The 14,829-nt window shown below is 69.8% G+C and carries 18 protein-coding genes; 13 read left to right on the top strand and 5 right to left on the bottom strand.

Annotation, left to right across the window (positions count from 1 at the left end; all coding sequences use genetic code 11):
* The first annotated feature begins 92 nt into the window (after positions 1–92).
* The 4 genes from pdxS to ACIHAX_RS05310 all read left to right on the top strand — a co-directional run bounded on the left by pdxS (position 93) and on the right by ACIHAX_RS05310 (position 3,481).
* The gene (gene pdxS, locus ACIHAX_RS05325; protein ID WP_195042546.1) at positions 93–995 is read left to right on the top strand and encodes a pyridoxal 5'-phosphate synthase lyase subunit PdxS; all 903 of its coding nucleotides are present in this window, start codon (positions 93–95) and stop codon (positions 993–995) included.
* A 24-nt stretch (positions 996–1,019) separates the two neighbouring features.
* A complete protein-coding gene (locus tag ACIHAX_RS05320; RefSeq protein WP_364425934.1) occupies positions 1,020–1,907 on the top strand; it encodes a LysR substrate-binding domain-containing protein in 888 nt (295 codons plus the stop codon).
* A 163-nt stretch (positions 1,908–2,070) separates the two neighbouring features.
* A complete protein-coding gene (locus tag ACIHAX_RS05315) occupies positions 2,071–2,568 on the top strand; it encodes a hypothetical protein (RefSeq protein WP_355070451.1) in 498 nt (165 codons plus the stop codon).
* A gap of 178 nt (positions 2,569–2,746) precedes the next feature.
* Entirely contained in the window at positions 2,747–3,481 is a 735-nt protein-coding gene (locus ACIHAX_RS05310; protein WP_355070453.1) for an SDR family oxidoreductase, read from the top strand.
* A 112-nt stretch (positions 3,482–3,593) separates the two neighbouring features.
* Here ACIHAX_RS05310 and ACIHAX_RS05305 read toward each other — a convergent pair whose 3' ends face one another.
* Positions 3,594–4,220, bottom strand: a complete 627-nt coding sequence (locus tag ACIHAX_RS05305; protein WP_364425929.1) for a hypothetical protein — start codon at positions 4,218–4,220, stop codon at positions 3,594–3,596.
* 105 nt (positions 4,221–4,325) lie between these two features.
* Between ACIHAX_RS05305 and ACIHAX_RS05300 the strand changes: the two genes are divergently transcribed.
* The 3 genes from ACIHAX_RS05300 to ACIHAX_RS05290 all read left to right on the top strand — a co-directional run bounded on the left by ACIHAX_RS05300 (position 4,326) and on the right by ACIHAX_RS05290 (position 6,751).
* Entirely contained in the window at positions 4,326–5,147 is an 822-nt protein-coding gene (locus tag ACIHAX_RS05300) for an acyl-CoA thioesterase (protein WP_397275918.1), read from the top strand.
* 136 nt (positions 5,148–5,283) lie between these two features.
* Positions 5,284–5,880: a pyridoxal 5'-phosphate synthase glutaminase subunit PdxT gene (gene pdxT, locus ACIHAX_RS05295; RefSeq protein ID WP_397276047.1), complete on the top strand. Its 597-nt coding sequence runs from the start codon at positions 5,284–5,286 to the stop codon at positions 5,878–5,880.
* Positions 5,881–5,998: 118 nt separating this feature from the next.
* On the top strand, positions 5,999–6,751 hold the full coding sequence (locus ACIHAX_RS05290) for a YebC/PmpR family DNA-binding transcriptional regulator (RefSeq protein WP_355070459.1): 753 nt from the start codon (positions 5,999–6,001) through the stop codon (positions 6,749–6,751).
* 176 nt (positions 6,752–6,927) lie between these two features.
* Here ACIHAX_RS05290 and ACIHAX_RS05285 read toward each other — a convergent pair whose 3' ends face one another.
* Both ACIHAX_RS05285 and ACIHAX_RS05280 read right to left on the bottom strand, forming a co-directional pair.
* Complete coding sequence (locus tag ACIHAX_RS05285; protein WP_355070461.1) at positions 6,928–7,134, bottom strand: DUF5988 family protein; 207 nt, start codon at positions 7,132–7,134, stop codon at positions 6,928–6,930.
* Between the two features lie 42 nt (positions 7,135–7,176).
* On the bottom strand, positions 7,177–8,112 hold the full coding sequence (locus ACIHAX_RS05280; protein ID WP_364426085.1) for an NADP-dependent oxidoreductase: 936 nt from the start codon (positions 8,110–8,112) through the stop codon (positions 7,177–7,179).
* Between the two features lie 97 nt (positions 8,113–8,209).
* Between ACIHAX_RS05280 and ACIHAX_RS05275 the strand changes: the two genes are divergently transcribed.
* Complete coding sequence (locus tag ACIHAX_RS05275) at positions 8,210–9,181, top strand: helix-turn-helix domain-containing protein (protein WP_355070462.1); 972 nt, start codon at positions 8,210–8,212, stop codon at positions 9,179–9,181.
* Between the two features lie 20 nt (positions 9,182–9,201).
* Here the strand turns inward: ACIHAX_RS05275 and ACIHAX_RS05270 are convergent, their stop codons facing one another.
* The gene (locus tag ACIHAX_RS05270) at positions 9,202–10,638 is read right to left on the bottom strand and encodes an alpha/beta hydrolase (protein ID WP_397275915.1); all 1,437 of its coding nucleotides are present in this window, start codon (positions 10,636–10,638) and stop codon (positions 9,202–9,204) included.
* A 115-nt stretch (positions 10,639–10,753) separates the two neighbouring features.
* Here ACIHAX_RS05270 and ACIHAX_RS05265 point away from each other — a divergent pair, with 115 nt between their 5' ends.
* The 5 genes from ACIHAX_RS05265 (at position 10,754) to ruvB (ending at position 14,164) form a co-directional block, all read left to right on the top strand.
* On the top strand, positions 10,754–11,269 hold the full coding sequence (locus tag ACIHAX_RS05265; RefSeq protein WP_355070464.1) for an O-acetyl-ADP-ribose deacetylase: 516 nt from the start codon (positions 10,754–10,756) through the stop codon (positions 11,267–11,269).
* 97 nt (positions 11,270–11,366) lie between these two features.
* Entirely contained in the window at positions 11,367–11,819 is a 453-nt protein-coding gene (locus ACIHAX_RS05260) for an acyl-CoA thioesterase (RefSeq protein WP_364425924.1), read from the top strand.
* Positions 11,820–11,903: 84 nt separating this feature from the next.
* Complete coding sequence (gene ruvC / locus ACIHAX_RS05255) at positions 11,904–12,473, top strand: crossover junction endodeoxyribonuclease RuvC (protein WP_355071042.1); 570 nt, start codon at positions 11,904–11,906, stop codon at positions 12,471–12,473.
* Positions 12,470–13,075 (top strand): Holliday junction branch migration protein RuvA, encoded by a 606-nt coding sequence (ruvA, locus tag ACIHAX_RS05250; protein ID WP_364425921.1) that lies wholly within the window; start codon positions 12,470–12,472, stop codon positions 13,073–13,075. The genes ruvC and ruvA overlap by 4 nt, the downstream gene beginning before the upstream one ends.
* Before the next feature lie 6 nt (positions 13,076–13,081).
* Positions 13,082–14,164 (top strand): Holliday junction branch migration DNA helicase RuvB, encoded by a 1,083-nt coding sequence (ruvB, locus tag ACIHAX_RS05245; RefSeq protein WP_364425919.1) that lies wholly within the window; start codon positions 13,082–13,084, stop codon positions 14,162–14,164.
* A 36-nt stretch (positions 14,165–14,200) separates the two neighbouring features.
* On the opposite strand, the gene ACIHAX_RS05240 is transcribed toward ruvB, so the two are convergent.
* Positions 14,201–14,764: a DivIVA domain-containing protein gene (locus ACIHAX_RS05240; protein ID WP_355070472.1), complete on the bottom strand. Its 564-nt coding sequence runs from the start codon at positions 14,762–14,764 to the stop codon at positions 14,201–14,203.
* Positions 14,765–14,829 lie beyond the last annotated feature (65 nt).

The raw sequence follows: 14,829 nt of genomic DNA, 5'->3' as shown, positions 1-14,829 counted from the left end.
ACTGGCTATCAAGTGGCCTTTTGCGCCCACCTAGAATCGTGGCGTTCGTATGCGAGTGATCGATTTGGCGCACATGCCTGGAGGAGTTTGCCGTGACCACCCCCGAGACCACCCAGACCGTCGGTACCGCCCGCGTGAAGCGCGGCATGGCCGAGATGCTCAAGGGTGGGGTGATCATGGATGTCGTCACGCCGGAGCAGGCCAAGATCGCCGAGGACGCCGGTGCGGTCGCGGTGATGGCGCTGGAACGCGTCCCCGCCGACATCCGTGCCCAGGGCGGGGTCTCCCGGATGAGCGACCCGGACATGATCGACGGCATCATCAACGCGGTCTCCATCCCGGTCATGGCGAAGGCACGCATCGGCCACTTCGTCGAGGCGCAGATCCTGCAGAGCCTCGGTGTCGACTACATCGATGAGTCCGAGGTGCTCACCCCCGCGGATTACGCCAACCACATCGACAAGTGGAACTTCACCGTGCCGTTCGTCTGCGGCGCCACCAACCTCGGCGAGGCGTTGCGCCGAATCACCGAGGGCGCGGCGATGATTCGCTCCAAGGGCGAGGCCGGTACCGGTGACGTGTCCAACGCGACCACGCACATGCGCAAGATCCGCCAGGAGATCCGTCGCCTGTCGTCGCTGCCCGAGGACGAGTTGTTCGTCGCGGCCAAGGAGTTGCAGGCGCCCTACGAGCTGGTCCGTGAGATCGCCGAGACGGGCAAGCTGCCTGTCGTGCTGTTCACCGCGGGCGGCATCGCCACTCCCGCCGACGCCGCGATGATGATGCAGCTCGGGGCCGAGGGCGTGTTCGTGGGGTCGGGCATCTTCAAGTCCGGCAACCCGGCGCAGCGTGCCGCCGCCATCGTCAAGGCCACCACGTTCTACGACGACCCGGACGTGCTGGCGAAGGTGTCGCGCGGGCTCGGCGAGGCCATGGTCGGCATCAACGTCGAAGAGATCGCCCAGCCGCACCGCCTGGCCGAGCGCGGCTGGTGAGCTCGGGCCGGTAGCGTCGGCCGCGTGGAGTTGCGGCAGCTGCGGTACTTCGTGGTTCTGGCGGAGGAATTGCACTTCCGCCGGGCCGCGGAGCGATTGTTCATCTCGACGCCGACGCTCAGCCAGCAGATCAAGGTGCTGGAGCGGGAGCTGGGCGGCCCCTTGCTGGTCCGGGAGCCGCGGGTGGAGCTGACGGCCGCGGGCGCGGTGCTGCTGCGCTCCGGTAGGAACGTGCTGCGCGCGATGGACGAGGCGATGCGCGAGACCAGGCGCGCTGCCGCCGCTGGTGCCCCGGTGCTGCGTCTCGGGCTGTTGAACGGCGTCCCGCCCTGGCTGCCCGCCCACATCGGCGGCCTGCTCACCGCCGTGCTGCCCGATGCCCGGATGGTGCTCACCGGTGGGACCACCGCCGATCAGGTGCGTTTTCTCGATGACGACGAAGTCGATCTCGCGTTGGTCCGCGCCCCGGTGGAGCTGCCCGAACGCTTCGCGCAACGTCCGGTTGCCCGCGAGGAGCTGGGCGTCGTGATGTCCGAGCGGCATCCGCTCGCCGGGGCGGCGGCGCCGCTGGACCCGGCCGAGCTGGATGGGCACGAGTTGATCTTGTTCTCCCGCGAATCCGCCGCGGGCCTGCATGATTCGCTGTTGCGTATGCTCGCCGACCACGGCGCGGCGGTACGGCTGAGCGACAGCGCGATGGGCCATGCGCAGATGCTGGCCGTGCTGCCGTCACGTCCCGACGCGATCGGGCTCAGCTCGTCGCGCGTAAACGGACTGTCCGGTCTGGTTTGGCGGCCGTTACGTGGCGCGCCCCTGCGGGTGACCTATGCGATCGCCTGGCGCGCGGCGGTGCGCGATCCGGCCGTCGCGGCGCTGCTCGCGGCACTGGCGTCCGAACTGTCGCCGGAATGAGCCCGCCGGTACCGCTTCCGATGCTAGGTTCACTTCTTACGGCGGCCAGAAGGTCGTCTCATGGTTCTCACAATCACGCTCAGTAGCTTCGCCATTCGATGGCCGTCCCGGCCATATCGCGCCCTATCACCGTCGGATCGATCCGAGCGCAAAGGACGAACAGTTGAAGCTTCTCAAGACCGGACGCATCGCAGCAGCGGGCCTGGCCCTTGTGGCCGCCCTCGGCCTGGCCGCCTGCGGCAGCGACGACAAGAGCGATTCGCACAACTCCACCCACACCACCACCGCCGCCGCTTCGGCGACCGCGAAGGTACCTGCCCCGCCCACCAAAGAAGAACTCAACGCCAACCTGCAGCGTGCGCTCGACCCCGCGGTGCCGAACGAGGAGAAGCTCGACCTCGTGCAGGGCATCGAGGCCGATCCGAGCCTGCCCAACCGCTTGGCCCAGGCGTTTCAGCAGGCCAACGCCACGGCAGTGGTCACGGGCGTCACCGCCTTCGGTGACACGGTCACCGCCCAGGCCACGTTCACCGTCAACGGGCAGGCGAACCAGGTCGACGTTCCGTTCGTCCTCGAAGACGGCAAGTGGAAGGTCCAGAAGGCCTGGGCCTGCCAGGCGCTGGCCAACCTGAACCAGCAGTCCCCGGCCTGCACCGCGTGATGACGGGAGCCGGCCCGGCGCGCGGGCGGTGACGTTCGTTTCGTCGTGACCGGCGTCGGCTCCACCCACCGCGGTCCGTGCACCGAATCGGTCCACGGCCTGCGGTGTTAGCCCGTGCCTAAGGCGTATTCGACAGTGCGACATGGACACTCGACCGCGGCGATGGTCGGGTGGAGTCATGACAGCAAGCAGCACAACACCCGAACGCGTCGTCATCGTGGGCGGCAGCTCCGGCATGGGACTCGCGCTGGCGGCATCGCTGATCGATACGGGCGCGCAGGTCACCATCGCGGGCCGTTCCGCCGAACGGCTCGCCGCGGCGGAGCGCATCTTGTCCGTGGGGCCGGGCACGGTGCGCTCGGTCGTCGCGGATATCACCCGCGAAGCCGACCTCGAGCGTTTGTTCGCCGAATCGGAGCCGGTCGATCATGTCGTCACCACCGCCGCCGATGTCACCGGCGCCTATCAGCAGCTGGATCGGTTCGACGCCGACCTGGCTCGGAACCTCGTCTCCGCCAAATTGATCGGCCCCATGCTGCTCGCCAAGCACGCCCGGGTCGTACCGGGCGGCTCGGTGACGTTCACTTCCGGCGTCGCGGCGTATCGGCCCGCGCCGGGCGGCGCCATGGTGGCGGCGGTCAACGGCGCGCTCGCCTCGCTGGCCTACGCGCTGGCCCTGGAGCTCGGCCCGGTCCGCGTCAACGTGGTCTCGCCGGGGTGGGTCGACACACCGATCTGGGACACCATCGCCGGGCCCGCGAAAACCGAACGTCACCAGCAGCTCGCCGCACGCCTGCCCGTCGGGCGCATCGGCCGCCCTTCCGATATCGCGCAGGCGATGCTGGGCGTGATGCGCAATCCCTTCATCACCGGCACGGTCCTGCACGTGGACGGCGGGCATCGGCTGGTCTGACCGCTGGGCGACGGGAAACCCATATGGCTACGCGGTTATGCGCATCTGATCATGGGATTGTGCCTCACCACAGAAGCCGAGCTCGAGCGGTAATCGACAAGGACCCGGGAACCTAGTCGGCCCGGTCCTGGTCGACTCGAAGCGCCGGACGATCAGGGTGGTCCCAGCGCACGAAGAAGGTCGGCGTGTAGGGGTTATCGGCATCGTGCCGCAGCAAGGCCGGGATGGTCCATTGCGCGTCGGGCGGGGTGCGGCGGCGGAGCGCGGCCTCGGACAGCTCCAGTCGGAGGATCAGGTCGGCGTCGAGGTGGCGGCCCGCGAGCATCGGGCCCGCGACGACAACGGTGGTCGCGGGCGGCGCCGTGCGGATCGCGGCGCGCGCGGAGCGGTCGGCGGCTTCATCCCACAACGCGGGCAGCCACCGGCCGTGCTCGCGCAGCGCCTCCACGACTTCGCGGCGCAGCGCGGCGTAGTCGAACCACGCGGTGCGATAGGACATCTCGTCGGTGCGGCCGAACTCCATGCGCAGCGAGGCGGGACGCACGTAGTCATGCAAGGAGACCACGTGGGCCGACCGGCCCGCGTCGCGCAGCGCCTCCACGATCCGGTCGGCGAGCGCCACCGGCTGTGCGGCGTCCGCGCCGTCGACGGCGATCACCGTGTGTGCGGTCGCGGTCAGCAGGGGCTGGATCACCTGCGTGACGAGGGCGTCGGGCGTGATGGGCAGGAAGCGCGGCACCCATCCATCTCAGCAAAGTGCGACGGCCGGTGCGGCGTGGGCGTAGCCAGGCGTTCACCGGCGGCCGAACGGCGACGCCGTGAGCGGCCGGGATAATCTCTGCGCATGGCGACAATCGAAGAGGCGCTGGAAATAGAGCGGCTGGAGCGGGACATCTTCCGTGGCGCGTCCACCAAGACCCAGCTCGCGCGCACGTTCGGCGGCCAGGTTGCCGGCCAGGCGCTCGTGTCCGCGGTCCGGACGGTGGAACCGCGATTTCAGGTGCACTCCCTGCACGGCTATTTCCTCCGTCCGGGTAATCCGCAGGAGCCGACGGTCTACCAGGTCGAGCGCATCCGGGACGGGCGGTCGTTCTGCACCCGCCGGGTGACCGGCATCCAGGACGGCGCCGCGATATTCACCATGTCGGCCTCGTTCCACGTCGGCGACGAGGGGCCCGAGCATCAAGATGTCATGCCCGATGTCCCGATGCCGGAGGATCTGCCCGACGCCAGCACCACGATGACGCCAGAACGGCTATGGGCGATGCGGGAGTGGGAACACTGGGACATACGCATGGTCCCGCACGAGAACGTGTCCCGCCGCGATGGTGTGGTCTCCCAGCAGCAGGTGTGGTTCCGCTACCGGCACCTGCTGCCCGACGATCCGCTGGTGCACGTGTGCACCCTCGCCTACATGAGCGATATGACGCTGCTGGGTTCCTCGAAGGTCATCCATCCCGACGAGCCGACCCAGAATGCCTCGCTCGACCACGCGATGTGGTTCCTGCGCCCGTTCCGCGCCGACGAATGGCTGCTCTACGACCAGGCCTCGCCGTCAGCGGCTTTCGGCCGGGGGCTGACCGGCGGCAAGATCTTCACCCGAGAAGGCACGCTGGTCGCGGCCGTGGTGCAGGAAGGCCTCATCCGCAGGCTGCGGGAGGACTGACCCGGCGGGCCATCGCGACGCGGATGCGGCCGACCGTGAGCGGGCCCACATCGGTACGGCTCGTAAGCTTTCCGGCGTGAACGCTTCCTCGGTCACCGCACCCGCCGCCGACACCGGACAGGCGCGGTCCCGTCCCATGATCGGCGTGCTCGCGCTGCAAGGCGACGTCCGGGAGCACGTCGCCGCGCTCGCGCACTGCGGCGCCGAGCCGGTGCTGGTCCGGCGCGAGGCGGAGCTCGCGGCCGTGGACGCGCTCGTGCTGCCCGGTGGCGAGTCGACCGCGATCAGCAAGCTGCTGCAGGCCTTCGACCTGCTGGAGCCGCTGCGCGCGCGGCTGCGCGACGGTATGCCCGCGTTCGGTTCCTGTGCGGGCATGATCCTGCTCGCCTCGGAGGTGCTCGACACCCGCCCGGACGCCCAGCATCTGTCCGGCATCGATATGACGGTGCGGCGCAACGCGTTCGGCCGTCAGGTCGACTCGTTCGAGACCGACCTGCAGTTCTCCGGCCTGACCGACGGTCCGGTGCGAGCGGTGTTCATCCGCGCACCGTGGGTCGAGCGGGCGGGTGCGGGCGTCGAGGTGCTGGCCACGGTGCCGGATGGCCCCGCCGCGGGCCGGATCGTCGCGGTGCGGCAGGGCAACGTCCTGGCGACGTCGTTCCATCCCGAGGTCACCGGCGATCTGCGGGTGCACCGCATGTTCGTGGAGATCGTCCGTTCGGCCGCCGCGTAGTCGGGGCCGCTCTGTACGGCCGTGGTGGAGGCCCGAGTAGGCTGGAGAAGTTGTCCGCCCGGCGGTGCCGGTACCGTACACACCACCAGACGTGCCACCGACCTGAAGGAAGTAGGGAATGAGCGGCCACTCCAAATGGGCCACCACCAAGCACAAGAAGGCTGCGATCGACGCGAAGCGCGGCAAGCTGTTCGCGAAGTTGATCAAGAACATCGAGGTGGCGGCCCGGACCGGTGGCGGTGACCCGGAAGGCAACCCGACGCTGTACGACGCCATCCAGAAGGCGAAGAAGTCGTCGGTCCCCAACGACAACATCGAGCGCGCCCGCAAGCGCGGCGGCGGCGAGGAAGCCGGCGGCGCCGACTGGCAGACGATCATGTACGAGGGCTACGGTCCCAACGGCGTCGCCGTGCTGATCGAGTGCCTCACCGACAATCGCAACCGGGCCGCGGGCGAGGTGCGGGTCGCGATGACGCGCAACGGCGGCAACATGGCCGACCCTGGCTCGGTGGCCTACCTGTTCCATCGCAAGGGCATCGTCACCCTGGAGAAGAACGGGCTGTCCGAGGACGACGTGTTGCTGGCCGTGCTCGACGCGGGCGCCGAGGAGGTCAACGATCTCGGCGAGTCGTTCGAGATCGTCAGCGAGCCGGGCGATCTGATCGCGGTCCGCTCCGCGCTGCAGGGCGCCGGTATCGACTACGACTCCGCCGAATCCGGCTTCCAGCCGTCGGTGTCGGTCGCGGTGGACGTCGACGGCGCCCGCAAGGTGATCAAACTCGTGGATGCCCTCGAGGACAGCGACGACGTGCAGAACGTCTACACCAACGTCGACATCCCGGACGACGTGCTCGCCGAGCTCGAGGACTAGTCGATCGACCGCGCGCCGTACTCCCGCACGGCGGGATGCTGAGCGCGAAATCGGGGCGGCCGGTCTGTGTACGGGCCGCCCCGAGTGGGTTCATTCCTGGTTCCCAGCGCACCGCTCGGCGGCCGCGCCCCCACCTTCCGGTCGGCGCTGCGGCCGCCGGGGAGGTGGGGCCGGACTCACTCCGCGATCTCGGTGCGGTCGCACCACTCGTACACGCGCAGCCGCCCTTCAGGCGTGTCCTGCTCCCGCTGACTGACCTTGAAGTGCTCGTATCCGCCGCGGAACGGCACCTTCAATTCCACGCCGGGTGGGGTAATCGGGACGATGCGCGAGGGCAGATCGTGCGGCCCGCCTTCGAGGACTGCTTTTGCGCCTTTGCTCATCCTGGGATGGTAGAAGCGCGAAGGTCCTGATCGTGGCATATTTCATGGCACGGTGAGTACCAATTTGCCGACGGTTCGCCCGGTCTCGCCGAGCGCGTGCGCCTCGGCTGCCGCGGACAGCGGGAACGACCGGGCGACCGCCGGGCGCAACGCGCCGGATTCGACGAGTCCGGCGAGAGCGAGCATGCCCGCGTGATCGTGCTCCACCAGCATCCGGATCGCGCGCACGCCCAGCGCCTCCGCCTCGACTGCCAAGTCGACCGCGCCGAAGGCCCGCAACGTCACCAGCAGTCCGCCTGGACGCAGGGTGCGCAGGGACCGGATGCTGTTGTCGTCGTCGATCGAGTCCAGCACCACGTCGACGTCGCGGACCGCCTCGGCGACGTCGGTGTCGCGATAGTCGATCACCTCGTCGGCGCCGATATCGCGCAGGAACGCGTGGTTCGGCGCGCTGGCGGTGCCGATGACGTACGCCCCGCGCGCTTTGGCGATCTGAACCGCGAAGTGGCCGACGCCGCCCGCTGCCGCATGGATCAGTACGCGTTGCCCGGGGCTGAGCCCGGCGGTGTCGACCAGCGCCTGCCAGGCGGTGAGCGCGGCGAGCGGGATCGCCGCCGCCTGTGTGTGGTCGAGCGCGGCCGGTTTGGGGGCGAAGGCGCGGGCGGGGCCGACGACGTATTCGGCGCAGGAACCGTGGCCGTACGGGTAAGGGAGCATGCCGAACACCTCGTCGCCGGGGCGGAACAGGGTGACGCCGATGCCGGTGGCCGCGACCTGGCCGGAGACGTCCCAGCCGAGGACGAACGGCGGCTCGGGAAGGAACAGTCCCGCGGTGGCGCGGTGGCGCCAGTCGGTCGGGTTGAGCCCGGCCGCGCGGACCCGGACCAGGATCTGGCCGGGGCCGGCCACCGGCTGCGGCAGTTTCACTTCGGTGAGCACCTCGGGTCCGCCGAGGGTCTGCTGGCTGATCGCGCGCATGGTCGCGGTGCTGTCGATTTCGGTCACGGCTGTCAGCCTGCCGGTATCCGACGGCAAAGAAAATGGCACGATTGCCATTCTTCGATATGATCATGCCATGGATTCGACGGCGCCTCATCGAGTGGTGGTGTTGGCGCTGGCGGGGGTCTACCCCTTCGAACTCGGTATCCCGAATCGGGTGTTCGGCAGTGCGGCAGGTAGATACGAGGTGATCACCTGCTCTGTCGACGGTCGTCCGGTGCGCAGCGCCGCCGATTTCGACATCGCGGTGGCCCACGACAGCCGCGCCTTGCGGAACGCAGACACCGTGGTGCTGCCCGCCTGCGATATCACGACGGCTCTCACCGGCACGCTGCCGCAGCCGGTGCTCGACGCGTTCGCGCTGATTCCGGCGGGGGCCAGGATCGTCGCGATCTGCACCGGTGCCTTCATCGCCGCGGCCGCAGGGCTGCTCGATGATCGACCGGCCACGACGCACTGGAATCAGGCCGGTCTGTTCCGGCGCACCTTCCCGCGGGTCCGCCTCGACCCGGACGTGCTCTATGTCGATGACGGGGACGTCCTCACGTCGGCGGGCGCCGCGGCAGGACTGGACGTCTGCCTGCATCTGGTGCGGCGCGATCACGGCAGCGCCGTCGCGAACGCGGTCGCGCGCCGTTGCGTCGTTCCCCCGTGGCGCGACGGCGGCCAAGCGCAATACATCGAGCAACCCGTGCCGCCCGAGACGTCGGCTGGGACCGCCGCGGTCCGGCAATGGGCCCTGGAGAACCTGCGCCATCCGCTGACCGTCGATGAACTGGCAGCCCGCGCCCGGATGAGTAAACGAACCTTCGCCCGGCGCTTCCGTGACGAGGTCGGCATGAGCCCGGGACGGTGGCTGATCCAGCAGCGGGTCTTCCGCGCCAGGCATCTGCTGGAAACCACCGACCTGACCGTCGATCGCATCGCGGGCGAGGTCGGCTTCGCCACCGGGACTTCGTTGCGTCAACATCTGGCCGACGCGATCGGCGTGTCACCGCAGGCTTATCGTCGTACGTTCCGTGCACGAGCAGGCGCCGCGGCGAGCTGAACGCCGGTTCGCCGACCGGTTCAGTCGGCGGCCGTGACGGGCAGACCCACGCGGCCTGCGATCCACGGCAGCGACGAGGTGAAGGCTGCCGAAGCGAACTGCCAGGTGTGGCCGCCCTGGGTGGTGTAGACGGTGCAATCGATGCCGACCGCGCGTCCCGCGGCGCAGAGTTTGTCGGCGGCTCCGACCTCACCGGAATCGGGTATCCCGTCGCGGCCGCCGAGGCCCGCGCGGTCGTCGTCTGGAACGGGCGCGCGCCTCGTCCCCCCGCCGGAGCGTTGTGCGGGGACGAGGTCGTCGAACAGGCCGGCGACGCCGCTGTAGCGACCGTGCGCGGCCATGACGGTCAGCGGGTCGAACGCGGCCCATGCGGCGGAGTCACCGCCGAAGAGCCGGGCGATGGTCTGCTCCTTGGTGCCGGACGACGGCCCGAGGTCACCGGCGATGTCGACGAAGGTGTGGACCAGATCGGGGTGCATGACCGCGAGGTCCACCGCGCAGGTGCCGCCCATGGACCAGCCGACCACCGCCCAATTCGCGGGATCGGCCGAGGCGCCGAACCGCGATTCGACATAGGCGGGCACGTCCTCGGTCAGATGGTCGGCGGCGTCGCCGCGAGGGCCGTCGACGCATTCGGTGTCGTTGTTGAACCTGCCGCTGGAGTCGACGAAGACGAGGATCGGCGCGCGGCCGCCGTTGGCCTTGGTGAAGCTGTCCAGGGCCGGCATGATCTGGCCACTGCGGATCCAGTCCGCCGGCGTGTTGAACTCGCCGCCGATCATCATCACCACCGGCAGAGCGGGCGGGGTCGGCCCGGCGAACCACGCGGGTGGCAGGTAGACGTATTCGGTGCGGTGCGGGAATCCGCTGCCCGCGTCGGGAATGCGCACCGGCACCAGTTTGCCGTCGGTAACGGCGGTGTTCCGCAGGCCGGGCAACGCCGAGAGGTCGGTTTCGTGCGGGAGCGGACCCGCGGTGACCGCGCCCCAGGCGGCCTGCACGGTGGGGTAGTAGCCGACCCACTGGTTCAGCACGATTCCGGTGCTCACCAGGGTCAGCGGGATGGCGAGGACCGCGATCCCGCGCCGCCACCAGCGTGCGCCCGGCCAGCCGACGACCGCGACGGCGATGGCGACGGCGGTCGCGCCGACCCACGCCCACAATCGGATGGGTGCCGGATCGGAGGCCAATCCCTCGTCGGCCACGTACCACGCGGCGCCCAGCGCTCCCGCGACGCCGAGCGCCACGCAAACCGGCAGCTGGATCAGCCACCACCGTCTGCCGCGCCGAGCGACGGCGAGCAGCACGACCACCGCGGCGAGGAGCGCGACGGTCACCGGCAGCCAGCCGTGCAGCAGTGAGATCCCGTGGTGGAAGGTGTGCTGCTGGTTCGAGGCCGGACTCGCCGGGGGAACCTGCGGTGGCGCCGGAGACGTGGGCGCGGCGAGTATCGGCACGTCCAGCATTGTGCAGGCGGTTGCTCGAGAGACGCTGTGAATCGGCTCAGGTGCTCCTGTGCGACCGGCCCGAAATGTTGTCGTGCCGTCCGGGGTGCGCGAGGAGAATGCGAGCATGGTCGAACTGGTGCTGGTGCGCGGCGACATCACCGAACAGGAGGTCGACGCGGTGGTCAACGCGGCGAATTCGTCGCTGCTCGGCGGCGGGGGAGTGGACGGAGCGATCCACCGGCGCGGCGGCCCGGAAATCCTGGCGGAATGCCGCCGATTGCGGGCGTCCCACTACGGCGCGGGACTTGCCACCGGAGCGGCGGTGGCCACCACGGCGGGTCGGCTTCCCGCGCGGTGGGTCATCCACACCGTCGGGCCGGTGTGGTCGGACGTCGAGGACCGCTCCGCTCTGCTGGCCTCCTGTTATCGCGAATCCCTGCGTGTGGCGGACGAATTGGGGGCGCGCACGGTCGCCTTCCCGGCGATCTCGACCGGGATCTTCGGCTGGCCGATGGACGACGGGGCGCGAATCGCTGTCGACACGGTTCGTACGACCGAGACGGCGGTATCGGAGGCGCGATTCGTTCTCTTCGACGAACGGGCTCACGGTGCGTTCGCGCGGCAGGTCTGCGGGACTTGAGACCTCCTGCGCCGGCATCCGCCGTGTCGTCACGGGTACGGCAGGTCCGCAGCACCGGTGGGCCGAACTTGTCGGTCACCGCTGACATAGTCGGCGCGTGTCGTTCAGTACTCGCATCGAAATCCGGGTCTCCGACCTGGATCCCCAGTTGCACGTCACCGGCGCGGCCTACCACCAATTCGCCGATCACGCCCGTTTCGCCTGTGTTCAGGCGGCGGGCGTGTCGGTGGACGAGCTGATCGCCTCCGGGCTCGGGCCGGTCAACTTGGAGACCGTGCTCCGCTTCCAGCGCGAACTCCGCGGTGGCGACACCGTGGACGTCTCGTGCGCCTGGCAGTGGGGAGACGGCAAGACCTATCGTGTCGAGCACGTCCTGACCCGCGCCGACGGCGTGGTGGCCGCGACGGTGACCAATGTCAGTGGCTTGCTCGATCTGGCGGCGCGGCGCCTCGTGGCCGATCCCGCGCGGCAGTGGGCGGCACGCGCGAGCCGTCCGGAGTTGCTGGGGTTGCCGGGCGCCGCGCGGGAAGCGGCGGTTGTCGGCGAATAGCCCGGGGCTGTGTCGCTGGACGGCGAAAGGCGACGCCTCCGCTAGACTCTCGAACAGTTGTTCGTGTCTGCGAGAGGGGTTGTCGTGCGGGTGATGGGCGTCGACCCCGGACTCACTCGCTGCGGCCTCAGCATCGTGGAGGGCGGATCGGGGCGGAAGGTCACCGCCGTGGACGTCGACGTGGTCCGCACTCCCGGCGATATGGATCTGGCGCAGCGCCTGCTCGCGGTCGCGGACGCAGCCGAACGCTGGATGGACATCCACGAGCCGGGGGCCGTCGCCATCGAACGCGTCTTCGCTCAGCACAATGTCCGTACCGCCATGGGCACCGCACAGGCGGGCGGCGTGATCGCGCTGGCCGCCGCGCGCCGGGGAATCCCGGTCGCGTTCCACACACCCAGCGAGGTGAAGGCCGCGGTGACCGGCAACGGCACCGCGGACAAGAGGCAGGTGACCGCCATGGTCACCCGTATCCTCGGGCTGCCGTCCGCGCCGAAACCGGCGGACGCGGCGGATGCGCTGGCGCTGGCGATCTGCCATTGTTGGCGAGCGCCGCTGCTGGAGCGGATGGCGGCGGCGGAGGCCAAGGCGGCCGCGGCGCAGCGCCGATACCGGGAGCGGCTGGCCGAACAACGGAAGGCGGTGCACGGGTGATCGCGTCGGTACGCGGTGAAGTGCTGGAAATCGCCCTCGACCACGCGGTGATCGAGGCGGCAGGCGTCGGCTACCGGCTCAATGCCACTCCGTCCACCCTGGCCGGGCTCACCCGAGGCGAGGAAACCCGGCTCTACACCGCGATGATCGTTCGCGAGGACTCGATGACCCTCTACGGTTTCGCCGACACCGAGGCCCGCGACCTGTTCGGCCTGTTGCAGACAGTTTCGGGCGTCGGGCCTCGCCTGGCCATGGCGGTGCTGGCCGTACTCGAACCCGAAGCGCTGCGCAAAGCGCTGGCCGAGAGCAACGTGGCGGCACTGACCCGGGTCCCCGGCATCGGCAAGCGCGGCGCCGAGCGCATGGTGGTGGAACTGCGCGACAAGGTGAATCTCGTTCCCGTGCCTGCCGGCCCGCCCGGATCCGCGCCCGCCGCGGTGGTCACCCCCGTGCGTGACCAGGTCACCGAAGCGCTCGTCGGCCTCGGTTTCGCCGTCAGACAGGCCGAACAGGCGATCGACGCGGTGCTGGCGGAACAGCCCGCCGCCGACACCTCCGCCGCCCTCCGGGCGGCGCTCGGCCTGCTCGGCAAGAACCGGTAAGGCGTCATGGATCATCCTGAGGAACCCACCGAATCGCAGGTCAGCGCAAACTATCTGAAGTCCGACGGCGAGATCGAGGCGAGTCTGCGCCCGAAGTCGCTGGACGACTTCATCGGGCAACCCCGTGTCCGCGAACAGCTCGCGCTGGTGTTGCGCGGCGCGAAACAGCGCGGCGGCACACCGGATCACGTCCTGCTGTCCGGGCCGCCGGGTCTGGGCAAGACCAGCATGGCGATGATCATCGCGGCCGAGCTCGGCACCGCGCTGCGGATCACGTCGGGTCCCGCGCTGGAGCGGGCCGGAGACCTCGCCGCCATGCTCAGCAACCTGGTCGAGGGCGACGTACTGTTCATCGACGAGATCCACCGGATGGCGCGCCCCGCCGAGGAGATGCTCTACCTGGCGATGGAGGACTTCCGGGTGGACGTCGTCGTCGGCAAGGGGCCGGGGGCGACCTCCATTCCCCTGGATATCGCACCGTTCACCCTGGTCGGGGCCACCACCAGATCCGGAGCGCTGACCGGTCCGCTGCGCGACCGTTTCGGTTTCACCGGGCACATGGACTTCTACGAACCCGGCGAATTGCTGCGCATCTTGCAACGGTCGGCACACATCCTCGGTGTCGTCATCGAGGAGGAGGCGGCGGCTGAGATCGCGGGCCGCTCACGCGGCACGCCCCGTATCGCCAATCGCTTGCTGCGCCGTGTGCGCGACTACGCGGAGGTGCGTGCCGACGGCCGGATCACCCGCCCCATCGCCCAGGCCGCGCTGGAGGTCTACGACGTGGACGTGCTCGGTCTCGACCGGCTCGACCGCGCGGTGCTCGGCGCGCTCGTGCGCAGTTTCGGCGGTGGCCCGGTGGGGGTGTCCACCTTGGCTGTGGCGGTCGGGGAGGAGGCCGCGACCGTGGAAGAGGTCTGCGAACCGTTCCTGGTTCGCGCGGGCATGGTCGCGCGCACACCCCGCGGCCGGGTCGCCACCGCCGCCGCGTGGGAGCACCTCGGTCTCGTTCCGCCGCCCGACCTGGTGTTCGGTTCCATCGAAGTGCGCGGTCGCGAGCCGCACCCCACGCTCGACCTGTTCGAATGAGCCGCGCGCTCGGGTGATCGCCGCCGCGGTGGCGGGTCAGCGGCGATGGCGCAGGGCGGCGGCGACCAAGTCGCGGAAAGCGTCGACCTCGTCGCGCTGGTAGCCGCGAGTGCCGAGGCGGGCCTCGGTGAAGCGGACGGCCTCGACGTCGGTGAGGGTGAGGCTGCCCGGTCCGCCGTGCGCGAGGGTCGCGGCGACCAGATCGAGGAACGCGCCGACCTCTTCCTCGTTGTATCCGCGCCTGCCCACCGGGGCCTGGCTGAATCGCATGCGCTGCACATCGTCGAAGGTGAGCATGGCGTGGCCGTTCCCGTTCGCGGCGGGCACCGGACGGACGCCGCGCTGCCGGAACTCCAGTTCCGCGCGCAGTTGGTCGAGGTACTCGTCGACCTGGTCGGCGCGGTAGCCGCGCTGGCCGAGCCGGGGCGCGCCGAAACCGACATGCCGCAGATCGTCGGCGGCGAGAACGCCGTGCCCGGCCAGCGTCGCGGCGACGAGTTCGAGGAATGCATCCACCTCGTCCGCGTGATAGCCGCGATGCCCGAGCGTCGGGGTCGCGAAACGGGTGCGGCGCACGTCCTCCGGAGTCACGGGCGACATTCTGTCAGGCTCGGCGCGTCCGGCCGATCGGAAGGGAAACTTCGCGATTCCCTGGCCTTTTGCGA

The organism is Nocardia sp. NPDC051929, assembly GCF_044548645.1.
GTDB classification, from domain to species: domain Bacteria; phylum Actinomycetota; class Actinomycetes; order Mycobacteriales; family Mycobacteriaceae; genus Nocardia; species Nocardia sichangensis.
This window is presented reverse-complemented; position numbering and strand designations above follow the sequence as displayed.